We start from the raw sequence: 21,526 nt of genomic DNA, 5'->3' as shown, positions 1-21,526 counted from the left end.
ATAGCGGACCCGGCATTGTGAAGCTGCCGAGCCAAGAGCCGATTGATTGAAGATATGGAGCAAGACCGTTCAACACGCGCTTCGTTCTCGAGAGAGCAAGAAAGCTTTGGTCCTCTCCAGCACTTCTATGTCCTGGAGCCGACCCCCTGCCCCTACCTGCCAAATCGCTTGGAGCGCAAGCTGCTGACGGAGATACACGGCCCACAAGCCCGGTCGGGTTACGATCACCTTGCCCCTGCGGGTTTCAGGCGTAGCCACCGTTTTGCCTACCGGCCGGCATGCGCGGACTGTAACGCTTGTGTACCGGTGCGCGTGGTGGTTTCCGAATTTAAACCAGGAAAATCACTGCGACGCATTGCGCGGGCAAATGCGGACCTTTCCGTCGAATTGGTTGCCGCCAAGGCAAACCAGGAGCAGTTCGACTTATTCCGCCGCTACATCGCATCACGACACGGCGATGGTGAGATGGCGGGGATGAGCCTGCAGGAATATCAATCTATGGTCGAGTCGAGCGACGTAGACACGCTACTGGCTGAATTCCGTGACGCATCAGGACGTTTGATAGCGGTCTGCCTGCTGGACTGGTTACGTGACGGTCCTTCTGCCGTGTACAGCTTCTTCGAGCCAGGGGAGTCTGGCCGTTCTTTAGGGACCTATGTCGTTCTCTGGCTTATCGACGAAGCCGGCAGGCGCTCGAAACCGCATGTTTATCTGGGATACTGGATCAACCAAAGCCGCAAAATGGCCTACAAGACCCGGTTTCGTCCGCTTGAGGGCCTTGGTACTCACGGCTGGGAATTGATCGTCGAATGAGTTCGTTTTCCATTGTGCCGACAACGGGCAACACATATTCCGGTGCGGGAATGGACGCCCTGGTTGCGCAGGCCTGCACAGGCACTTATTGTCGCAGGGCTTTACAGTTTGTTGCCTTGTCCCTCTTTCTGGGTTAGGGGCAGGGTGTCGCTTTTGGGTCCTGGAAGCGTGATATCAAAGCTACGCTACGGACCATGTCTTCTACTTGGGGGAGTAAGGAAATGAAACGTCGTCAATTCATAAAAAGGGCCGCGACCGTTGCTGCCGCCACGGGTGCGGTAACCGCTTCAAGCCTTCCAGCACCGGCGATTTCGCAAGGCCTGATGAAGTGGCGTATGCAAACGACGTGGCCGAAGAATTTTCCCGGACTTGGCACTGGCGCCAACAAGCTGGCCGAATTCATCAGCCGCGCTTCAGGTGGCAAGCTGACAGTCGAGGTATTCGGCGGTGGTGAGATCGTTCCCCCCTTTGAGACCATGGACGCGGTTGCCAGCGGGACCATCGAGATGGGCCATGGGGCACCCTATTATTGGAAGGGCAAGATCCCGGCCACCCAGTTTATCGCTTCCATTCCCTTCGGGCTGAATGCCCAGGAGCAGAATGCCTGGATCCAGTTCGGCGGAGGTCAGGAACTCGCCGACAAGGTTTACAAGGAACTGGGCTGCAAGTTCTTCGCTTCAGGCAACACCGGCGTACAGGCTGGTGGCTGGTTCAATAAGGAGATCAACTCCCTTGAGGACTATAAGGGCCTCAAAATGCGCATTCCCGGCCTCGGCGGCGAAGTCGTGAAGGCTGCAGGCGGCAATGTGGTGAACCTGCCTGGTGGTGAAATCCCGCCCGCACTGCAATCCGGCGCGATCGACGCCACCGAATGGGTCGGACCTTACAACGATCTGGCATTCGGCCTCTATAAGAGTGCTAAATTCTACTACTATCCCGGCTGGCATGAGCCCGCGACCCTACTGGACAACTTCGTCAATCTGGAGACCTGGGAGGCGTTGTCCGACGACCTGAAAGCCGTCGTTACCGCAGCGAATGCCTACGCCAACAGCTACGTGCTGAATGAGTTTGTCGCCAAGAACAACGGGGCGCTCAATACGCTGGTCAGTGAACACGGGGTTATCCTGAAGAAGTTCCCTGACGACGTGCTGAACGCGCTTGGAACACTCGCCGGCACGGTCATCGGCGACCTCGCTTCGGCAGATTCCCTGAGCCGGGAAGTCATGGATTCAATCGTCACCTTCCGCAAGCAGGCCATCGCCTATGCCAAGGTCTCTGAGCAGGCCTTTTACAACGCACGTGGCCTGCCCTTCAAATGGGCTGATTGACGGTTTCTGATCGGGCCAACAGTTGGCCCTGAAATCCGGACACAAAAAAAGAGGCCGGCGGTTAACCCGCCGGCCTCTTCTTTATGTATTCGTAACGAGCCATGATAACCCTGCTTTTTATCTAAACAGCACTGATGGCAGCCATGTCGCCATCGCCGGAAAGGCCGCGATCAGGGCGAGACCGAAGATCTGTATCACCACAAAAGGCAGAACGCCGCGGTAGATGTCCATTGTCGTGATACTCGGCGGCGCCACCCCGCGCAGATAGAAAAGCGCAAACCCAAAGGGGGGTGTCAGGAAAGATGTCTGCAGATTGACCGCGATCATAACACCCAGCCAGACCGGGTTGAGGCCCATAGTAAGCAGGATAGGCCCGACGATCGGGACCACCACAAAGACGATCTCAATGAAATCCAGAAAGAAGCCCATGACAAACATGAGCGCCATCACGACCAGCATGGCACCAAAAGCTCCACCGGGCATGGCATTCAGGACGTCAGAGACGATCTCTTCACCACCTAGTCCACGGAAAACCAAACTGAATACGGATGCTCCCAAAAGGATGACGAAAACCATCGCGGAGATCTTGACGGTCGTCCGCATGACATCGATCAGGATTCCGCTGCGATGAACGCGGCCGATAGAGATCACCAACCCGAACGAGAGTGCAAAGATGCAGGCGCCGGCGGCAATCGCCGCCACAAGATCGCCAGTTGGCACTACATCACGCTGCATTCGCAGATCAAATGACGTAACCAGGGGAACCAGTGCTATCAGACAAAATGCCGCTATATAGACCGGCCAGGGCTTTTCCCGGACGACCGCCCTGCCCCCGAGAAGAAGTGAACCGACGCAGCCCATAGCCGCCGCCTCTGTCGGCGTGGCTACACCCAGCAGTATCGATCCAAGTACCAGAACGATGAGTGACGCCGGCGGGATGAGTACGCGCAGAATTCTGGGACCGATATCCTCGTCGTCCCCCTCAGCGCGGGTTAGCGGCGGGCAGGCCTCTGGGCGCCTCCAGGCGGAAAAGAGGATCCAAAGCATATAGAGCCCGACCAGCATCATTCCCGGAAGAAAGGCGCCGGCAAAGAGATCAACCACAGAGACCGGATCCGGCGCAAAGTTGCCCAGCGCCAACTGCGCCTCCGTATTGGCCCCTTGAAGAATATCGCCAAGAAGCACCAATACGATGGAAGGCGGAATAATCTGCCCCAAGGTGCCTGAGGCGCAGATAGTGCCACACGCGATCCGCGGATCGTAACCGGCCTTCAGCATCGAGGGCAGCGAAAGCAGGCCCATGGTGACAACGGTCGCACCGACGATTCCGGTCGAAGCCGCAAGCAGCATGCCCACAAAAATAACCGAGAGGCCCAGGCCGCCACGCAGGCGCCCGAACATCAGTCCCATTGTTTCCAGCAGTTGCTCGGCGATCTTCGATCTCTCCAGCATCACGCCCATAAAGACAAAGAGCGGGACGGCCACCAGCAGCTCGTTCACCATCACGCCGAAGTAGCGCGACGCCAGACCGCCCAGAAGACGCATGTCGAAAATGCCAAAGCCAAAGCCGAGAAAGGCAAAGGCAAGGGCAACACCGGCAAGCGTAAAAGCGACCGGGAACCCAAGCAGCAGAACTGCACAGGCCGTCGCAAACATAACAAGTGAGAGAATCTCCCCGAGGAGTACAGGATCCATGAGACTAGATAGGCTCCGTTTCCTGATCGTCGGGCTTGAACTCTGGATGACCTGCCAGAACCAAGATACTTCGGCCTGCTAGAGAGAGGCCCTGCAGACCTGTCAAAACGCAGAAGGCCAGAATCACACTTTTCAGCAGAAAAAGGCCGGGAAGACCTCCGGCCTCTCTCGACTCCTCCAACCGCATCCAAGATGCAGCGACGTAGTCGAAGCTCACAAGAAAAACGATCACAATCAAAGGCATGATGAGCAGAAGCGATCCGACCAGATCGACCCAGGCCTTATAGCGGGTATCGTTGGGACGATAGAATATATCGACGCGCACATGGCCGTTGTGAAGCAATGTGTAGCCCGCACCGAACATGAAAACCATGCCATGAAGCCACACATAGGACTCCTGCAGCCACACCCAGCCAACGGCATAGACGTAGCGCAGAATCACAACGGCAAAGGTAATAAGGACCATCAGCAGCGTCATCCAGGCGACGCCCCGACCGACATACTCATTGATGGAATCAACGAGATTGACAAAAACTGCCAGCGCCTTCACGAGAACCGCTGAGCCCCCCTGGAATGGCCCGATAGGATAACGGGCAACATCAACCCCTGTTCAGTACTCTTTATTTCTTTAATTACCCCGGCTTATAGGCCGCAAAAGCCCGGATAACAACGGAAAATCATAGTACTCAGCTGAATTTGTTCGACCGGGCAAAACCGTTCGGTGGCAAGCGACCGGCCTGAGATCGCTTGCCCACCCAAGCCGACAGGTCCGTCTCTGTTCGTGTACGCCCAGCCCCCGCTGCCCAGGACAAGCCATCAGCCAAGTAGAACGTCTTCGCATCGGACAAGCCGCCGTCTTTGTATTTCTGCAGGATGACCCCTCTTCCTCTCGTCATCTCCGGCAGTTCTTCCAACGGGAAAATGATCAGCTTACGATTTTCGCCAATTACAGCGACGTGGTCTCCGTCAACTGCAGAGCAAACAGCCGCTTCGGCGCCCTGCGCCAGGTTCAAGATCTGCTTCCCATTCTTGGTCTGGGCAATGACCTCGTCCTCCGGGACGATGAACCCCCGGCCATCCGATGAGGCGACCATGAGCCTGCGGCCCGGCTCATGCACAAGCAGACCGACAATGTCCTGATCATTGGGTAGGCCCGTCATCAGACGCAGTGGTTCACCGAAGCCGCGTCCGCCAGGAAGCTTATCAACGCCCAGTGTGTAAAAACGGCCATTGGTGGCAAATACGAGAAGCTTATCCGTCGTCTGCGCATGGACCACAAAGCGCTCTCGATCACCCTCTTTGTATTTGGCGTCTGTGACGTCTTCCTGATGTCCCTTCAAAGACCTGACCCACCCCATACCGGAGCAAAGCACCGTTACGGGTTCACGCTCAACAACAGCTTCGAGGGGAACAATGACCCCGGACGGAGGTGCGCCAATCTCCGTACGCCGCGCCCCAAGATCGGTCTTCGACCCGAACTGCGATCTGATCTCCTTAACCTGATCACCAATGATAGACCATCGGCGGCCTTCATTTTTCATCAAGCCCTTGAGGTCCTTCTGCTCCTTGGTCAGCGCGGTGTGTTCCTCGCGGATCGAGATCTCTTCGAGTTTGCGCAAAGCACGCAGCCGCATATTAAGAATTGCTTCTGCCTGTATGTCGCTAAGCTTCCAGCGCTTTATCATCCGTGCCTTGGGATCGTCTTCCTCACGAATGATACGGATGACCTCATCAATGTTGAGATACGCGATCAGATAGCCTTCAAGCACCTCAAGGCGATGTTCGATCTTGCCGAGGCGAAACAGCGTTTGCCGCTTCAAGACATCGTGACGATGATCCAAGAAAGCGCGCAGAACCTCACGAAGATTCATGACTTTCGGTGTGTTGTCAGCGTTCAGCACATTCATGTTGAGGCTGGCGCGAGTCTCCAAATCAGTCTGCCGAAAGAGCGATTCCATCAGGACATCGGGGTCGACATTCCGGCTCTTGGGCTCCAAGACAAGACGAATCTCATCGGTGGACTCGTCGCGTATGTCAGCCAACATCGCCAGCTTCTTGGCAATGAGAAGTTCCGCGATCTTCTCAATCAGCCGTGACTTCTGAACCTGGAAAGGTATCTCGGTCACCACGATCTGATAGCCACCGCCTTTTATCTTTTCGCTCTCCCAACGCGCTCTCAGGCGGAAACTTCCCTTACCGGTTTTGTAGGCCTCGAGAATGTTCTCCCGCGCCTCAACCAAGATCCCCCCGGTCGGAAAGTCGGGGCCCGGCATCAAATCGACGAGCTTCTCAACGGTCGCGTTGGGTGTCTTTATGACATGAAGAAGAGCGTCACAGATCTCGCCAACATTGTGAGGTGGAATTGAAGTCGCCATCCCCACGGCGATGCCCTGGGCTCCATTTGCCAGCAAGTTGGGGAAGGCAGCCGGCAAGACCGCCGGCTCCTCTGCTTCCCCATCATACGTCGGACGGAAGTCGACCGCGTCCTCATCGATCCCGTTCAGAAGGGCCGCGGCAACCTCAGTCAGCCGCGCCTCCGTGTACCGCATCGCTGCGGCGTTGTCGCCGTCGACATTGCCAAAGTTGCCCTGGCCGTCGATCAGAGGAAACCGTAGCGAGAAGTCCTGGGCCAGCCGAACCAAGGCGTCATAGATCGCCTGGTCGCCATGCGGGTGAAATTTGCCGATTACGTCACCGACCACGCGAGCGGACTTCTTGAAACCAGAGCTTGGGTCAAGCTTCAACTGGCGCATGGCATAGAGCAGACGCCGGTGAACCGGCTTCAGGCCGTCTCGCACATCAGGCAGCGAACGTGCCATAATAGTAGACAGGGCATATGACAGATAGCGCTCCGACAGGGCATCGGAAAGCTTGACGTCGCGAATCTCACCGGCAGCAGAGGAAGCCATAGCACTCATTGCGAATCGACAGTTGAACTACCCGTTACAGTAGCCAACATGGCCCCGATATCAATACATCCTGAGCCTGGAGCCGGGGTCAGAAGCGATCGGCTCTGTAGGGTGCCATGTCTACGCCCGGATCCCGGCCCTCAACAAGAGCGGCGATCAGCGCGCCGGTACGGGCGGCAAGACTAAGCCCGCAATGCCCATGACCAAAGGCAAACAGGGCATTTTTGTGGTGCGGCGCGGGGCCGATTACAGGCAAGGAATCCGGCATCGAGGGCCTGAAACCCATCCAGCGGGTTTCCTCCCGGCGATCAAGGCCGGGAAACCAGCGGTTCGCGTTTTCATACAACACCTCCGCCCGCCGCCAATTCGGCGCGGCGTTCAGGCCTCCCAGTTCAACGGTGCCGGCGATGCGAAGCCCCTGTTCCAGTGGCGTGCAGACGAATCCGCGCTCTGTTGAGTAAATCGGCAGGCGCGGACTGACACCTGGATGCGGCAGCGTAAGGTGGTACCCGCGCTCTGTGTCCAGGGGCGGGCGGCTGCCGAGCATAGCCGTCAAGTTCTTGGACCAAGCACCGGCGGCGATTACAACCGCGCGACAGTCGACCCGCCCCGCCTCGGTGAGGACTGCCGTGACCGAGCCTTCAACCTGGTCAAAACCCACCACCCGCTCTCTTCGAATTTGCCCACCCGATCTGGCAAAGGTTGTCGCCAACTCTTGTACAAAACGAAAATTGTCCACTGTGTGCGACACATTCGGATAGAACACGCCGCGCTCAAATATCGGCGCCAGGCTTGGCTCCAGTTGCCGAAGCTCTTCCGCCGGCAGAACATCGAATTCGACGCCGCGCCGCCGCTGTAGTTCCAGCAGGGGTTCATAGGACTGGAATCCAGCCTCCGTCTCGTATACCGAAAGCCAGCCGGAGCGTTGGATCATATCCTGCAGCCCGCCCATACCAACAAGCGGGTCATAGGCTGTCCGGGCCCCACTCAACAGCGCTTGCAGCGCTATGGATACCTCTTCCACACGATCCGGACTGCTTGCCCGAACAAACTGGAGCAACCAAGGCGCAAGTTTTGGGAGGTATCGCCAGCGGATCGCAAGTGGGCCTAAAGGGTCCATCAACATGCCGGGCACCTTCCTGGCGATGCCCGGCGTTTGTACTGGTACAACCGCTTCCTCGGTAATGATCGACCCGTTTCCGAACGATGTACCCTCGCCAGGCGCGCCACGATCCAACAGCGTCACCTGATGGCCATCACGCAAGAGATAGAGCGCGCAGCAAACACCGACAATACCCGCCCCCACGACAACTATCGGGCCCGTTTCGTTGAGGTCGTCGCTCATGGGTCTTGCTCTGAGGAAATTGCTCGGCGATCGTGCACGGATACAAGCTCATCCTTGGCGAACCGCTGAGCGAGGCGCTGTCTTGCCTTAGGCAATGGCTTATCGTGTGAGTGGAACAGGTGGCGTTCAAGAAAAAAACCGGTCAGTTCAAGGCCTTCAGCAACCTCCCGCGCGCCCCCCTCACCGCGACCAAGCAGGAACCCGGGCAAAGACAACAGTCTCTCTTTGAATGGCGCCCCGGCAGACAGGGATACGGCGCGTCCTGATTTCGGACTGACATAACTTAGCTGGTCGTTATCGCCACCGCCGGCACATCGGCTAAGATCAAGTCCGAAGCCGAGCTCGGCCAGTAGTCCGGTCTCCCAACGCACATAGACTTCAGCCCAGTGGTCGCCCTCAAGGGCGTCGAGCAGCGCCAATAGCCCTACATAACAAGCTGGGTGCGGCTCACGCTCCGGCATCGCGCCCTCACAAACTGCCGCCGCCGCGACCAACGCCGCCAGCCTATCCGGGTCATCCATCACTTCAGCGGCATAAGAACGGGCCAACTCGCACTCGAAGTTTCCGAGATGCTCTGCTAGACGGCCGCTCCAGACCGCTGTCACCAGGTTGCCGGCCTGGTAGAGCCCCCTCAGACGTGCGCCTTGGCCACCTCGAACCAGCCCCGCATGCCGGCCATGAAAGCGCGTTAAAAGCTGTACGACAGTCGATGTTTCTCCATGGGGGCGAGCCGCCAGCACAACAGCTTCGTCTTCCCACTTCATCGTGGAGTAGCTCGTTTCGGCGACCGGTCAGAGCGCATAGAGCTAGGCATCGAACTCAAGCCCTAACATTCGATAGCGCTCCGGATCGTTGGCCCAGTTCTCTCTGACCTTGACAAAGATAAACAGATGGACAGGTTGACCCAACGCCTCTTTCAATTCGGCCTGAGCTGCCTCTCGAACTGCGCGAATTGTCCGACCGCCTTTCCCCAGACACATGGCCTTGTGTTGGTCGCGCGTCACATAAACCGTCTGTTCAATGCGCACTGACCCATCCTTGAACTCTTCCCAACTTTCGGATTCAACAGTCAGGGCGTAAGGCAGTTCCTGATGCAGATTCAAAAACAGCTTCTCTCGGGTAAGTTCAGAGGCCATCAGCCGCAGCGTAATATCGGAAAGCTGATCTTCCGGGAAATGCCAGGGCCCCAGCGGCATGCGCAAAGCCAGAAAGTCGATGAGATCCGCGACGCCGTCACCGTTGAGCGCGGAAATCATGAATACCTTCGCAAAATTGCCTGCTTGAGAGAGTTGCGCCGTGAGCTCGAGCAAGCGTTCTCTCTTTACGAGGTCGATTTTGTTGAGCACCAGAATAAGTTCACAAGGTTTCCCAGCAAGCCCATCAATCACCATGCGCGCTTCGTCTGAAATGTTTTTCCGACCGGCGTCATGCACCACGAGCACGGCATCAGCATCCTCAACCCCCGCCCAGGCCGCCTGCACCATTGCGCGTTCAAATCGGCGCTTCGCACCAAAGATGCCCGGCGTATCGACAAAGATAATCTGGCTATCGCCGGAAATCGCGATGCCGCGAACCCTTGTTCTCGTGGTCTGCACTTTGTGGGTGACAATCGAGACCTTGGCGCCGACCAAACGGTTCACCAAGGTCGACTTGCCGGCATTGGGCGCACCCACTACAGCGACGAAGCCGCATCTCTGCTTACCTGCTGGCACCTCGCTCATAGCTGCGCCCCCTCCAACAAGGAAAGCAGTTTCGTCGCTGCATCTTGCTCGGCGATCCTTTTCGACGGCCCCTCTCCTTCGAGCGGTGTATAGCCCTGAACCTCGACACTAATTGTGAACATAGGCGCATGCGCCGGCCCGCTGCGGGCTACTTCAGCATAGTTTGGCAGCGGCAAACCACGGCCTTGCGCCCATTCTTGCAGCCTGGTTTTTGAGTCCGAGGGGGGCGCAATATCGGCCTCTATCCGCTCAAACCAGTTGGTAGCGATGAACCGCTGGGCGACGTCGAGACCTCCGTCCAGATAAAGCGCGGCAATGACCGCTTCGCAGGTATCTGAGAGGAGGCTCGGGTTGTTGCGGCCGCTTGATTCGCCCTCACCCATTTCCAGTCGCATGAAGCATCCAAGGTCCAGGTCTCTGGCCACAGAGGCCAACGTCTCCTTCCGGACAAGCTGGGCGTGACGACGCGCCAGTTTTCCCTCAGCTTCCTTCGGAAATCTTGCAAAAAGCATCTCAGCAACAACCAAACCCAGGACACGATCGCCGAGAAATTCCAAACGCTCATAGTCGCCGCCCATGTGCGAAGGATCAGCGGAAACACTCGGATGTGTCAGGGCAAGGGCCAGAAGCCCGGGCTTCTGAAACTGGTGTTCAAGTCGGTTTTCCAGAACTTTCAGGAAATACCCTTCAGTTCCAGCCCTACCGCCGGATTCATCTTGATCATTCGATGACATCGCCGATCCGGCCAAAGCGTATGGCGCCGGGCCAACGCCAGAACTCCCACCAGGCCGAGCCGCCATCATGAGAGAAGAACAGAACGTCAGCGCGGCCGACGAGGTTTTCGAAAGGTATCTGTCCCACGTTGGAACGGCTGTCCTGGCTGTTATCGCGGTTGTCACCCATCGCAAACAAATGACCCGGCAAGACAGTCTTCGGACCCCAATCATCAAGAGGACCCCGGTCGAGGAGCTGCTCGTGGATGAGATGCGTTCGTCCATTTGGGAGCGTCTCAATGTAGACAGCACCGGAGGCCGAGGGATAATCGATTTCATTCAATTCCGACGGCAGCAACCGCTCGCGTTTTACAGGCTCTCCATTGATATGAAGCACTCCCTCCCGAACCTCGATCCGATCTCCAGGAAGTCCGACAATACGCTTTATGTAATCTGTTTTGACATCCAGCGGTGTGCGGAAAACGGCAACGTCACCAACCTCCGGCTCCGTGAAGAAAACCCTTCCATCAAACAAATTGGGACTGAAAGGGATCGAATAGCGGCTATATCCGTAAGACAGTTTTGAAACGAACAGGTAATCCCCGATCAACAATGTCGGCTCCATGGAGCCGGAGGGAATATTGAACGGCTCGTAGGCAAAGGTACGAACGCCCAAGGCGATCAGAACCGCAATTACGACGGTGCGAAGGGTCTCAAGAAAGGCGCCGACCGAAGTCGGCCCCTCCTCGATACTCTTGTCCGGTTCGGTATCCGAGCCTCTATTGCGCATGAACTTATCCATTGCCTCTCTACTTACAAGATTCCGCCATGCCCGGCGTCCTGATCATTCAGGTATCGTCCGGAAGAGCAGAAATGATTACAACTACCTGGGCCAGCGGATAGTCATCTGTGATGGTAATGTCAATCTGTGCTTTCATCCCAGTTGGCGTCAGTTCTTCAAGACGTAGCGCCGCCCCTCTCGTCAGCGCCATCGTCGGCTTTCCGCTGGGCAGATTGACGACACCCAAGTCTTTCCAGTGAACACCTCTTCTGGGAACACCCGTGCCCAGTGCTTTTGCGCAGGCTTCCTTCGCTGCAAATCTCTTTGCGTAGCTGGCCGCCCGCTGCGCACGCCGATCGGACTTGCGGCGCTCAGTATCGGTAAAACAACGCTGAATAAACCGCTCTCCAAAGCGTTCCAGCGTCTTTTCGACCCGCCTTATGTCGATCAGGTCGCTTCCCAGCCCCAGTATCATTTCGACACACTTCCTGCCTGCAGCCTATGCCGAACGCGCACCCCCGGCCTCCGCTCGCGCCTTATCCATCAGGGCGCGCATGCGACGGATCGAGCTATCAAACCCGCCGAATATCGCTTCCCCCACAAGAAAGTGTCCGATATTCAACTCCGCAATCGCGGGAATTGCCGACACAGCAACGACTGTATCGAAGGTCAAACCATGTCCGGCATGACACTCCAAGCCCAGTTCTTCGGCCCGCGAGGCAGCATCCTTAAGCCTTTTGAGACAGTCTTTCGTCCGTTCTCCAATTGGGTCCTCAAGGAAGGCATCACAGTAAGCGCCGGTATGCAACTCAACTACCGGAGCACCCAACGACACAGCCGCCTCAAGCTGCACGGCATCAGCTTCAATAAACAGAGAAACACGGGACCCTGCTTCACGTAGGCTTGTGACGTAGCGCTTCAGATGATTTTGCCCCCCTGCGGCATCTAACCCGCCTTCTGTCGTTCTTTCTTGCCGCCGCTCGGGCACAAGGCAGGCAGCATGCGGTCGATGGCGCAGAGCGATATCAAGCATTTCCTCGGTTGCGGCCATCTCCAGATTAAGAGGAATTTCAAGCTCCTCTGTCAGGCGCTCTATATCCTTGTCCGAGATATGTCGTCGATCTTCGCGCAGATGGGCGGTAATCCCATCGGCGCCTGCTGCCGCTGCCATCCGCGCTGCGCGAACAGGATCGGGGTGCATGCCGCCACGAGCGTTTCTAATCGTCGCAACATGATCAATATTGACGCCAAGTCGTAGGTGCCGCTTCATCGCTGCCTCTTGTAGTTTGTCGCCCCCGTCAAAGCTCCCCGATGCCCGGGCCGTTCGCGGCCCAGATCCGCATTCTTCAACCGTCTAAGCTTCCGCCGCGTGCGTCGTCGTCTTGCCTTCTGGTACTGGTCCACCGTCCGCTGAATAGGCCAGAAAAACACGAACCAGGCGAAAATCGCTGTAGGCACGCCGCCCACCGTCATCGGCAGCAAGACCTTCAGCGGATTCTCAAATATGTACTCAAATGAAAGACTTTGCGGGAGCGCCGTCAAGTCATCGCTACCAATAAGCCACGTTCCCAGGCTGTAAATCCATAACCAAATGAAGGGAAATGTCCAGGGATTGCCAACAACCGTGCCGATAGCGGCGGCCAGCAAATTCCCGCGAAGCGCAATTGCTATAACCGCCGCCAGGATGAAGTGGAGCCCAATAAATGGGGTGAACGAGATCGCTGCACCAGAGGCGAAGCCCGCGGCAATCCGATAAGGCGTTCCGGGCAAACGCCTCAGACGATGCGCAACATAGGCGCCCGAGCGCCGCCACCCCCCTTTCGGCCAGAGGATCTCAAAGGCGCGCTTTAGGATCGGTAGAGGCTGACGGCGTTTGAACATTCCTCAATCCTAAGCCAAAAAAATAGCCGTGGCCTTAACCGCGCGCGCGCTCAACCGATGTGATCACCGGCATCGCCCTGAGTGCTGCAATTATGTTTGTCAAATGCTTAACGTTACCAACTTCAACATCTATAAGAATCTCAAAGAAATCTACCGATCTGTTGGTGATCTTCAGATTATTTATATTTCCACCACTCTTACCAATAATCGTAGACAAACCGCCCAGACTCCCAGGCTCGTTTGCCACGATCACATGCAGTCGCCCTATTCTCTGCTCGACACCGTCATCAACATCCCACGAGAGATCAACCCACCGCTCAGGCGTGGCATGAAAGCTCTCCAGCGTATCGCAGTCGATCGTATGCACTGTGACACCTTTGCCGGTGGTCACAATACCGACAATTCGATCGCCGGGAAGCGGATGACAACAGTGCGCATAGTGAACGGCCATGCCGGGAATCAACCCCTTAATCGGGACGGATGTTTCGCGGCCCTTTCCATGCCGTGCGCGCGCCCGCGCCAAGGGCACCACTTTCGGGGCAGCAGCATCGTCTCGCGCCCCCGGGAACACGGCCATAACGACTTCCCGGCCCGTAAGGTGACCTTGCCCCACAGCGGCAAAAAGCTCGCCGAGGGATTCGCTCTTGAAGCGCTTAAGAACTGACGCAAGCCCCTTCTCAGAGAAGTCATACCCTTCCTGGCGAAACGACTTCTGCAGAATCTGCCGACCCAGTTCGGTATACTGTTCAAGCTGCTTGAGACGTACGAACCGGCGCACCCGGGCCTTGGCCTTGCCGCTTACAACGAACTGCTCCCAGTCCGGTGAGGGAGTCTGAGCCCTTGATGTGATGATCTCGACCTGGTCACCGTTCTGCAGTGGTGCTCTGAGCTGAACCATCCTTCCGTTCACCTTCGAGCCGACACAAGTATCGCCGACTTCCGAATGAACAGCATAGGCAAAGTCTACTGGTGTGGCACCACTGGGCAGCGCTATGACCGCTCCCTTTGGTGTGAAGCAGAAGACCTGATCTTGAAACATCTCAAGCTTCGTATGCTCAAGAAACTCCTCGGGGTTGTCCGCATGCTCCAAAATATCCAATAGCTCGCGCATCCAGCGGTACTGCCGCCCTTCCACTTGCGGGCTGTCTTGCTTGTATTGCCAATGTGCTGCCACACCATACTCGGCAATCTCGTGCATCTGGTGCGTCCGGATTTGCACTTCAATTCTATGCCGCTCGGGTCCGATGATCGTCGTGTGGAGGGAGCTGTAGCCATTAGGTTTCGGCGTCGATATGTAGTCCTTGAAGCGTCCCGGTACGACAGGGTAATGGCTGTGAAGTAAACCAAGGGCGTGGTAGCAGTCACCCGTGTTATCGACGACAATGCGAAACGCCATAATATCGGAAAGCTGCTCGAAGGTAATGTTCTTGCGTTGCATTTTTCGCCAGACCGAATAGGGCGACTTCATTCGGCCCGAAACGGAAACCTCTATTCCCTCGGCACTCAGAGTCTCGCACAGCTCACCGATGATGCGGTCTGACAGATCCTGTCCTTGCCCACGTAGGAAATCCAGGCGCGCAAGCACAGACTCCCGACCGTCTCTGTTGAGCTCGGCAAAGGCCAGATCTTCGAGCTGATCTTTAAATCCGTGCATCCCGATGCGCTCGGCCAGCGGTGCATAAATGTCCATAGTCTCACGCGCTATCCGGCGACGTTTCTCCTCGGAGCCGATAAAATGCAGCGTGCGCATGTTGTGCAGCCTGTCGGCGAGCTTAACGAGCAGAACACGAATGTCTTCAGACATCGCAACAAGCAGCTTGCGGAAGTTCTCAGCGTGCTTTGTTTCTTCGGATTGTAGTTCAAGCCGCCCAAGCTTGGTGACACCGTCGACAAGTCTGGCGATCTCAGCCCCAAACTTCGCTTCCAGATCCTCGAGGGAGGCATCCGTATCTTCAACGACGTCGTGAAGCAGAGCAGTAATAATCGAGGAGTCATCGAGCTTTAGCTCGGTGAGTATGCCTGCAACTTCAATGGGATGAGAGAAATACGGGTCACCGGAAGCCCGGGTCTGAGCCCCGTGTGCCTTCATCGCATAAACATAGGCGCGGTTGAGGGCATCCTCATCCGCGCCCGGATCGTATGATTTGACCCGTTCGACCAGTTCAAACTGCCGGATCATGTGTTGTCCGACCGCGCCTTTGCTATCAACGAATTAAAACGATTCTAGCATATGCGCTAGCCCACTGGTAGCCAAGTTCTTCTTTACACAACCACGCCGGTGGTGGCGCAAGACAGATATCCGTGCCGGCCGCCCCTATTCCTGCTTGTCAGCAATAACGGGGGGCACCTGCTCTTGGGTTCCCAAAAGAGAGTCGGGCCCTATGCCTTCTTCCGTAGCCGTCGGCATCATAGGCGCATCGTACTCGACGACATCATCCTCGGGCTCATCCTGCTCGCTTTGCTTTTGGAGGCCTGTAACGATCGCATCACCAAGTGCTTCCAGATCGACCGTCTGATCGGCGATCTCCCTCAACGCGACAACCGGATTCTTGTCGTCATCTCGTTCGAGCGTGAGCGGAGCGCCCGCAGATATGTCGCGCGCACGCTGCGCAGCTCTCATAACCAAATCAAAACGATTTGGCACCTGCAGGACACAGTCTTCGACAGTTACCCGAGCCATTATGGCAGCCTTCCAAACATGTGTGAGCGCTGGACCTGCTAAGCCCAGAGCCGCGGAATATATGGGCCGAGCAACTGATTGGCAAGCGTCAAACACCGGAAAAATTGCAAGGCCTAGCGGACTATGACGTTGTGCCCAGGCGCCTGATCCGCTGCTGTCCTGGCAGGCGAGAAAGCATGTCAGCCGCCGTTTCGCCGGTCACCGGATGTCGCCAGGCAGGCGCAATTTCATCTATTGGCTGCAATACAAAGGCACGCTCAGCAATCCTGGGATGTGGCAACATCAACCCCTGTTGAACCGCAAGCCGGCTCTCGCCGAACGCCAAAAGATCGAGGTCCAACGTTCTGCATTCGTTCTTACGAATCCTCTTTCGGCCAAACCGCTCCTCAATGGCATGCAGTTTGGCCAGTAAATCCGATGGGCCAACCGAGGTCTCAACGCAAATAACACCGTTTACAAACCAGGGTTGGCTTGACGTAGGAACCGGAGCGCTGCTGTACCAAGAACTTTTTCGAATGACCGCAATGCCATAGCTGGGCATGACGTCAAGAGCAGCTTCCAGCGTTTGCCGAGGTCCGCCAAATCCTGCGCTTTCTAGGTTCGAACCCAATGCAACGAGAATCACCGTGTCGTGACCCTTTCGTAGCCTATCTTGCGAGATCAAAAAGACGGCATAAATCTATATCAACGAAATGGCGATAGATTTCTTCAGTTCGCCTTTTTGCGTGTGTAGATTGTTATTGAATTCGCGAAGTTGTAAACAGAGCCGTGCAGATCTGGCGGTTTACTATTCGTTCGGAAGGATACCTATGAACTTCTACGACCAGGAACGGGTCGCTCTATTCATTGACGGCGCAAACCTTTATGCGACAGCTAGGTCACTAGGGTTTGACATAGATTACAAAAGGTTGCTGGATGTTTTTAGCAGCAAATGTAATCTTGTGCGCGCCCTTTACTATACTGCACTGATCGAAGACCAGGAATACTCACCCATTCGTCCTCTCGTCGATTGGCTTGATTACAATGGCTACACCATGGTCACCAAGCCAACGAAGGAATTCACCGACGCCACCGGTCGGCGAAAAGTCAAAGGCAATATGGACATTGAGCTGGCGGTTGATGTGATCGAGATGGTCGATCGCCTTGACCATATCGTTCTTTTCTCAGGCGATGGTGACTTTCGGCGTCTTGTTGAGGCGGTGCAGAGACGGGGCTGCAGGGTCACAGTTGTATCAACCCTCAGATCTCAACCGCCCATGATTGCCGATGAATTGCGACGGCAGGCTGACACTTTTGTGGATCTCTTTGAGATGCAATCTAAGATTGCCCGGCAACTGCCCGCCGATCGATCCAGGGCCGGCGAGCGCCTTCGCCAAGACGGCTATGAGGACGATCACTACCCCAATAACGAGGACGATGACTATTACGAGGATGAAGCAGTCTAAAGCCTGGATTGGTTCATGTTATGAGTTCGATAGAACCACCATCAGACTGTGCTCTCTGCCCTAGACTGGTTGAGTTTAGATCGGCCAATCGGCAAGCTTTTCCGGCTTTCCACAACGGACCTGTTAGAGCGTTTGGCCCGCTTGACTCACGGCTTCTGATCGTCGGACTTGCGCCTGGCCTGAAGGGTGCAAACCAGACCGGAAGGCCGTTTACCGGAGACTACGCCGGCGACCTTCTCTATCAGACGCTTGGCAAGTTCGGCTTCGCCGAAGGTACTTATGGACGCACAGCTGATGACGGGCTTGTTCTGAAAGACTGCCGGATAACCAATGCTGTTCGCTGTGTCCCGCCGGAGAACAAGCCAATTGGATCGGAGGGCCAAAACTGTCGACCGTTCTTGGCAACTGAGATTGAGCAAATGGACCGCCTTCAGGTCATTTTGTGCCTGGGCGGGTTGTCACATGCTGCTGTGCTGACGACCCTGTCAGCACGCAAAGTGCTCTATCCCTTTGGCCATGGACGACTGCATCGATTTGACAGGGTCACGATCGCCGACAGCTATCATTGCTCCCGCTACAATACGAATACCGGTCGCCTGACCGTAGGGATGTTCGAAGAGGTTTTCGGCGCCATTCGCCAGCTCTTAATCACGGTCCCGAAGCAGTCTTGATTTTCGGCGGTCCCAATCGCGCGCCTTTATGTTTTCTCTTTTATCCGCTTTTCGCCGCCCCTTTGCGAGACCGACCTCAAGCTTTGCGCGTCCTCGCTCATTGAAATAGATAGAGAGAGGCACAAGGGTGTAACCCTGTCGCCGAATCTGGCCCACAAGCTTTCCAAGCTCGCGGCGATGAACCAAAAGCTTGCGAAGCCGCCTAGGCGGATGATTGTTACGCGTGGCAGCGGCATACTCTGGTATGTGCGCGCCTTGGAGGAATAACTCTCCGGATCGCTCGCCAACATAGGCTTCGGCAATCGAGGCTCGGCCAGCCCGCAACGATTTTACCTCACTTCCCGTCAGAACCAGCCCCGCCTCGAAGCTTTCCTCTATCAGGAAGTCGTGCCGTGCCCTCCGGTTCTGGGCTGCGACTTTCTTCGCCCCCGTTTTCATAACACATTGGCCACTTTGACCTAGTTCAACAGGCCCGCATAAACCATGGCATCCTGCACCTTGGCTTCGGTCTCCCGCTGTATTGTGATCATTGGCAATCGGACTTCGTTTTTGCAGTGCCCCAGCAAACTGGCTGCAAACTTCACCGGCGCGGGGTTGGATTCAACGAAAAGCGCCTGATGAAGTGGCATGAGGCGACTATTAACTTCAGCGACACGATCAAGATCACGGCGCTTCCATGCTGCATGCAGATCGGCACAAAGACGCGGTGCTATGTTGGATGTCACCGAGATACAACCATGTCCACCTTGGGCGAGGAACGGCACGATCGTCGCATCTTCCCCGGAGAGTTGTGCGAAGCCGCTACCGATCGCCATTCTCGTCAAGGCCGGGCGCACCAGATCGGCCGTTGCGTCCTTCACGCCAATAATGTTTGGAAGTTCTGCCAAGCGCGCCATAGTACCCACCGACATATCGACAATACAGCGCCCGGGTATGTTGTATATTACAATCGGCAATTCTACTGAATCGTGAATAGCGCGAAAGTGCTGATAAAGGCCTTCTTGTGTCGGCTTATTGTAATAAGGCGTAACGACCAACGCTGCATCTGCACCGGCATCCTTGGCATGCTGGGTCAATTGGATCGCTTCATCCGTGGAGTTGGATCCTGTTCCTGCGATGACTGGCACTCTGCCTTTGGCAACCTCGACGCAGAGGGCCGTTACTCGCATATCTTCCTCATGGGTCAAGGTCGGCGATTCCCCGGTCGTCCCACAGGGCACCAGCGCGTCTGTACCTTCGCCAATCTGCCATTCAACGAATTTCTGGAAAGCAGCCTCATCCAGCCGCCCGTCGCTGAAGGGCGTGATCAGAGCAGTAATGGATCCAGAAAACATTGGGCCCGACATGTTGGCATTCCTCGATTTCCGACGCCGACAAGCCGCCGCGTCCACTCTAAAGCGGGAACATAGCGGCTGCCCGGGTCAGGAGCAAGCTGAGGAAGGAGCAGTCGGAGCTTGCAGTCTGCTTTCCCAGACCTTTAGTTTCTAACATCATCAGGGAGTTGTTGGGGTCCACCATGAAGCCGTACCAGTTGGTCAGATTGCCTGCCTACACCCTCGGGCTGGTCGTGTTGTGGCCTCTTCTTCTGACAACGAAGGCCATAGCCACCGCGCCCGAAATGGTGCTCAGCGATAAAGATCAGCGGCTCTATGCTTCAGCCTTTGAATTAATGGAAAATGGCGAGCGGAAGCGTGGCCTTGAACTAGCCCGGCAGGGCGGTGATGCACTGGCTACGAAAATCGCAGACTGGGTCGACCTCAGCGATCGCAACTCTGGGCGGGAGTTCGCCGAGATTGACGCATTTCTACGATCCAATCCACAGTGGCCGAGGCGCTATCAGCTCTACCGAAACGCAGAGCTGTTGCTGCCGGCAAGCTGGAGCCCTGAAAGAGTGATCCGTTGGTTCGGCAACCGCCCTCCCATCACAGGGGTCGGTGCTCTCGTGTTTTGCAATGCACTGAATCAGCAGGGCGATACAGACGGGCTTCAGAAGTGGGTCCCGCTCCTTTGGGTTTCGCTCGACTTCGACAGCAAAGACGAAGCGCAGTTTCGTCGCCAATTTGGTCGCCACTTGTCTGCCGAACACGAGCAAAAGCGCCTCACCCGCTTGCTTTGGGACCGGCGGACATCCGCGGCGCGGCGCCAACTACGACGGGTTGGCCCCGACCTTGCTGCCATCGCACGCGCACGGCTCGCCCTCTATGGAGATAAACCCGGGGTCGATGTCGCCATCCGTAAGGTGCCTAAAAGCTTGCAAGCTGATGAGGGCTTACTTTACGAGCGCACCGCCTGGCGCCAACGTCGAAACCGATTTGAGGGTGTGATAGAGATCCTCAACAACGCACCCACAAAAGGTGAGCATCTGGATAGTTGGTGGCGATTGCGAAAGTGGGCCGCTCGGCGGGCGCTTAACCGCTCTGAAGAGATCCTGGCGTACCAAGTCAGCCGGCGCCATGGGTTGACCCAAGGGTTGGGTTTTGCAGAAGGGGAATGGTTGGCTGGGTGGATTTCGCTAATCTTCCTAAAGCGCCCTGAAGAGGCTTTGAAACACTTCACCACGCTTTACGATGGTGTCACCTCACCAATCAGCAAATCAAGAGGTGCCTTCTGGGCCGGTGAAGCCCACGCCAAGCTAGGGAACGCTACCGATGCTCGGCGATGGTACGCGCTGGCCGCAGTTTTTCCCGCCACGTTTTATGGGCAACTTGCGGCACAGAGAATTGGTGCAAAACCCCTTCTGAATCTGGAGGGCCTGGCAGAAACGCCGAAAGCCGCTGTAACAGCGTTCCTGGGCGAAGAGGTCGTCGGCGCTTCCAAGATTCTCGGCCAAGTCAATCAGCCCAGGCTGCAGCAAACCTTTTTTGCACGACTGCGCCAAGATGCCAAAACCAAGACTGATTTTCAGTTGGTTATCGAGCTGGCCAATGCCATGGATCGCCAGGACTTGGCTTTGCGTGCCGCAAAGGCCGCCCGTCGATTGGATATCGATTTAGGCCCCTTGCTTTATCCGCAGCGCCCGCTCCCTAAAGCGAGCGGGCCGGAGCCGGCGTTGGTCCTTGCGCTCATGCGGCAGGAAAGTGAGTTTTACCCAGGGGCGAGAAGTCCGGTAGGCGCCCTTGGACTTATGCAATTGATGCCCGCAACCGCCCGACAAACGGCGCGCGGCACCGGACTATCTTATGATCGGGGTCGCCTCACGAGCGATCCGGACTACAATCTTCGCCTCGGACAGGCCTACCTCATGGAGTTGCTGGCGCAGTTCGACGGCTCCTACATACTGGCGCTTGCCGCATATAATGCTGGACCAACCCGCGCAAATCGCTGGGTGAAGGAGTTCGGCGATCCGCGCACACCCTCCGTCGACCCGATCATATGGATCGAGAAGATTCCTTTTGATGAAACGCGCAACTACGTACAGCGCATTCTTGAGTCGCTGATGGTGTACCGTCAAATGAACCCGAATCTCGCCCGCCCCTCCTGGTCGCTCTCTGTATCGCCACTGAGTTCGAGATGACGCAGGTTCCGCATCATTCAGTTCCCAAGA

21 protein-coding genes are annotated in these 21,526 nt (G+C 56.4%); 5 read left to right on the top strand and 16 right to left on the bottom strand.

Annotated elements, in window-relative coordinates:
* Nucleotides 1-42: 42 nt before the first annotated feature.
* Entirely contained in the window at nucleotides 43-813 is a 771-nt protein-coding gene (locus HBA54_RS00200) for an arginyltransferase (RefSeq protein WP_240932422.1), read from the top strand.
* Nucleotides 814-1,007: 194 nt separating this feature from the next.
* Nucleotides 1,008-2,141, top strand: a complete 1,134-nt coding sequence (locus tag HBA54_RS00195; RefSeq protein WP_240932421.1) for a TRAP transporter substrate-binding protein — start codon at nucleotides 1,008-1,010, stop codon at nucleotides 2,139-2,141.
* A 117-nt stretch (nucleotides 2,142-2,258) separates the two neighbouring features.
* On the opposite strand, the gene HBA54_RS00190 is transcribed toward HBA54_RS00195, so the two are convergent.
* The 14 genes from HBA54_RS00190 to folK form a co-directional block, all read right to left on the bottom strand.
* Nucleotides 2,259-3,836, bottom strand: a complete 1,578-nt coding sequence (locus HBA54_RS00190) for a TRAP transporter large permease (RefSeq protein WP_167220304.1) — start codon at nucleotides 3,834-3,836, stop codon at nucleotides 2,259-2,261.
* A 4-nt stretch (nucleotides 3,837-3,840) separates the two neighbouring features.
* Nucleotides 3,841-4,386 carry a TRAP transporter small permease subunit gene (locus HBA54_RS00185; protein ID WP_322095951.1) on the bottom strand — a complete coding sequence of 182 codons (546 nt, stop codon included), beginning with the start codon at nucleotides 4,384-4,386 and terminating at the stop codon, nucleotides 3,841-3,843.
* Between the two features lie 136 nt (nucleotides 4,387-4,522).
* Nucleotides 4,523-6,754: a DNA topoisomerase IV subunit A gene (gene parC / locus HBA54_RS00180; RefSeq protein WP_167220303.1), complete on the bottom strand. Its 2,232-nt coding sequence runs from the start codon at nucleotides 6,752-6,754 to the stop codon at nucleotides 4,523-4,525.
* A gap of 79 nt (nucleotides 6,755-6,833) precedes the next feature.
* Entirely contained in the window at nucleotides 6,834-8,090 is a 1,257-nt protein-coding gene (locus HBA54_RS00175) for an NAD(P)/FAD-dependent oxidoreductase (RefSeq protein ID WP_167220302.1), read from the bottom strand.
* Complete coding sequence (gene recO, locus HBA54_RS00170) at nucleotides 8,087-8,854, bottom strand: DNA repair protein RecO (protein WP_167220301.1); 768 nt, start codon at nucleotides 8,852-8,854, stop codon at nucleotides 8,087-8,089. The genes HBA54_RS00175 and recO overlap by 4 nt, the downstream gene beginning before the upstream one ends.
* A gap of 42 nt (nucleotides 8,855-8,896) precedes the next feature.
* On the bottom strand, nucleotides 8,897-9,811 hold the full coding sequence (era, locus tag HBA54_RS00165; protein ID WP_167220300.1) for a GTPase Era: 915 nt from the start codon (nucleotides 9,809-9,811) through the stop codon (nucleotides 8,897-8,899).
* A complete protein-coding gene (gene rnc, locus HBA54_RS00160) occupies nucleotides 9,808-10,545 on the bottom strand; it encodes a ribonuclease III (RefSeq protein WP_167220299.1) in 738 nt (245 codons plus the stop codon). Before rnc ends, era begins: the two co-directional genes overlap by 4 nt.
* Nucleotides 10,532-11,326: a signal peptidase I gene (gene lepB / locus HBA54_RS00155; RefSeq protein ID WP_240932420.1), complete on the bottom strand. Its 795-nt coding sequence runs from the start codon at nucleotides 11,324-11,326 to the stop codon at nucleotides 10,532-10,534. The genes rnc and lepB overlap by 14 nt, the downstream gene beginning before the upstream one ends.
* 46 nt (nucleotides 11,327-11,372) lie before the next feature.
* Complete coding sequence (gene acpS / locus HBA54_RS00150; protein ID WP_167220298.1) at nucleotides 11,373-11,780, bottom strand: holo-ACP synthase; 408 nt, start codon at nucleotides 11,778-11,780, stop codon at nucleotides 11,373-11,375.
* Nucleotides 11,781-11,804: 24 nt separating this feature from the next.
* Nucleotides 11,805-12,575 carry a pyridoxine 5'-phosphate synthase gene (locus HBA54_RS00145; protein WP_167220297.1) on the bottom strand — a complete coding sequence of 257 codons (771 nt, stop codon included), beginning with the start codon at nucleotides 12,573-12,575 and terminating at the stop codon, nucleotides 11,805-11,807.
* Nucleotides 12,572-13,186: a DUF2062 domain-containing protein gene (locus tag HBA54_RS00140; protein ID WP_167220296.1), complete on the bottom strand. Its 615-nt coding sequence runs from the start codon at nucleotides 13,184-13,186 to the stop codon at nucleotides 12,572-12,574. Before HBA54_RS00140 ends, HBA54_RS00145 begins: the two co-directional genes overlap by 4 nt.
* Before the next feature lie 34 nt (nucleotides 13,187-13,220).
* On the bottom strand, nucleotides 13,221-15,365 hold the full coding sequence (locus tag HBA54_RS00135) for a RelA/SpoT family protein (protein WP_167220295.1): 2,145 nt from the start codon (nucleotides 15,363-15,365) through the stop codon (nucleotides 13,221-13,223).
* A gap of 135 nt (nucleotides 15,366-15,500) precedes the next feature.
* The gene (rpoZ, locus tag HBA54_RS00130; RefSeq protein WP_167220294.1) at nucleotides 15,501-15,866 is read right to left on the bottom strand and encodes a DNA-directed RNA polymerase subunit omega; all 366 of its coding nucleotides are present in this window, start codon (nucleotides 15,864-15,866) and stop codon (nucleotides 15,501-15,503) included.
* A gap of 121 nt (nucleotides 15,867-15,987) precedes the next feature.
* On the bottom strand, nucleotides 15,988-16,491 hold the full coding sequence (folK, locus tag HBA54_RS00125) for a 2-amino-4-hydroxy-6-hydroxymethyldihydropteridine diphosphokinase (RefSeq protein ID WP_322095950.1): 504 nt from the start codon (nucleotides 16,489-16,491) through the stop codon (nucleotides 15,988-15,990).
* A 184-nt stretch (nucleotides 16,492-16,675) separates the two neighbouring features.
* Here folK and HBA54_RS00120 point away from each other — a divergent pair, with 184 nt between their 5' ends.
* Together HBA54_RS00120 and HBA54_RS00115 are read left to right on the top strand one after the other, a co-directional pair.
* Nucleotides 16,676-17,311 (top strand): LabA-like NYN domain-containing protein, encoded by a 636-nt coding sequence (locus HBA54_RS00120; RefSeq protein WP_167220293.1) that lies wholly within the window; start codon nucleotides 16,676-16,678, stop codon nucleotides 17,309-17,311.
* Between the two features lie 20 nt (nucleotides 17,312-17,331).
* A complete protein-coding gene (locus HBA54_RS00115) occupies nucleotides 17,332-17,982 on the top strand; it encodes a uracil-DNA glycosylase (RefSeq protein ID WP_167220292.1) in 651 nt (216 codons plus the stop codon).
* Here the strand turns inward: HBA54_RS00115 and smpB are convergent.
* Nucleotides 17,956-18,420 (bottom strand): SsrA-binding protein SmpB, encoded by a 465-nt coding sequence (smpB, locus tag HBA54_RS00110; protein WP_167220291.1) that lies wholly within the window; start codon nucleotides 18,418-18,420, stop codon nucleotides 17,956-17,958. The two genes, HBA54_RS00115 and smpB, sit on opposite strands and share 27 nt — an antisense overlap.
* Before the next feature lie 20 nt (nucleotides 18,421-18,440).
* Nucleotides 18,441-19,316, bottom strand: a complete 876-nt coding sequence (gene dapA / locus HBA54_RS00105; protein WP_167220839.1) for a 4-hydroxy-tetrahydrodipicolinate synthase — start codon at nucleotides 19,314-19,316, stop codon at nucleotides 18,441-18,443.
* 182 nt (nucleotides 19,317-19,498) lie between these two features.
* Between dapA and HBA54_RS00100 the strand changes: the two genes are divergently transcribed.
* Nucleotides 19,499-21,496: a lytic transglycosylase domain-containing protein gene (locus tag HBA54_RS00100; RefSeq protein ID WP_167220290.1), complete on the top strand. Its 1,998-nt coding sequence runs from the start codon at nucleotides 19,499-19,501 to the stop codon at nucleotides 21,494-21,496.
* The last annotated feature ends 30 nt before the right edge of the window (nucleotides 21,497-21,526 follow it).

It is taken from the genome of Pelagibius litoralis, from assembly GCF_011683915.1.
In the GTDB taxonomy this organism is placed as follows: domain Bacteria; phylum Pseudomonadota; class Alphaproteobacteria; order Kiloniellales; family Kiloniellaceae; genus Pelagibius; species Pelagibius litoralis.
This window is presented reverse-complemented; position numbering and strand designations above follow the sequence as displayed.

Coding starts and splice junctions, on each gene's coding strand:
- HBA54_RS00195 (WP_240932421.1), top strand. CDS start 1,008: ATGTCTTCTACTTGGGGGAGTAAGGAAATGAAACGTCGTCAATTCATA.
- HBA54_RS00190 (WP_167220304.1), bottom strand. CDS start 3,836: ATGGATCCTGTACTCCTCGGGGAGATTCTCTCACTTGTTATGTTTGCG.
- parC (WP_167220303.1), bottom strand. CDS start 6,754: ATGAGTGCTATGGCTTCCTCTGCTGCCGGTGAGATTCGCGACGTCAAG.
- HBA54_RS00175 (WP_167220302.1), bottom strand. CDS start 8,090: ATGAGCGACGACCTCAACGAAACGGGCCCGATAGTTGTCGTGGGGGCG.
- recO (WP_167220301.1), bottom strand. CDS start 8,854: ATGAAGTGGGAAGACGAAGCTGTTGTGCTGGCGGCTCGCCCCCATGGA.
- era (WP_167220300.1), bottom strand. CDS start 9,811: ATGAGCGAGGTGCCAGCAGGTAAGCAGAGATGCGGCTTCGTCGCTGTA.
- rnc (WP_167220299.1), bottom strand. CDS start 10,545: ATGTCATCGAATGATCAAGATGAATCCGGCGGTAGGGCTGGAACTGAA.
- lepB (WP_240932420.1), bottom strand. CDS start 11,326: ATGGATAAGTTCATGCGCAATAGAGGCTCGGATACCGAACCGGACAAG.
- acpS (WP_167220298.1), bottom strand. CDS start 11,780: ATGATACTGGGGCTGGGAAGCGACCTGATCGACATAAGGCGGGTCGAA.
- HBA54_RS00145 (WP_167220297.1), bottom strand. CDS start 12,575: ATGAAGCGGCACCTACGACTTGGCGTCAATATTGATCATGTTGCGACG.
- HBA54_RS00140 (WP_167220296.1), bottom strand. CDS start 13,186: ATGTTCAAACGCCGTCAGCCTCTACCGATCCTAAAGCGCGCCTTTGAG.
- HBA54_RS00135 (WP_167220295.1), bottom strand. CDS start 15,365: ATGATCCGGCAGTTTGAACTGGTCGAACGGGTCAAATCATACGATCCG.
- rpoZ (WP_167220294.1), bottom strand. CDS start 15,866: ATGGCTCGGGTAACTGTCGAAGACTGTGTCCTGCAGGTGCCAAATCGT.
- HBA54_RS00120 (WP_167220293.1), top strand. CDS start 16,676: ATGAACTTCTACGACCAGGAACGGGTCGCTCTATTCATTGACGGCGCA.
- HBA54_RS00115 (WP_167220292.1), top strand. CDS start 17,332: ATGAGTTCGATAGAACCACCATCAGACTGTGCTCTCTGCCCTAGACTG.
- smpB (WP_167220291.1), bottom strand. CDS start 18,420: ATGAAAACGGGGGCGAAGAAAGTCGCAGCCCAGAACCGGAGGGCACGG.
- dapA (WP_167220839.1), bottom strand. CDS start 19,316: ATGTTTTCTGGATCCATTACTGCTCTGATCACGCCCTTCAGCGACGGG.
- HBA54_RS00100 (WP_167220290.1), top strand. CDS start 19,499: ATGAAGCCGTACCAGTTGGTCAGATTGCCTGCCTACACCCTCGGGCTG.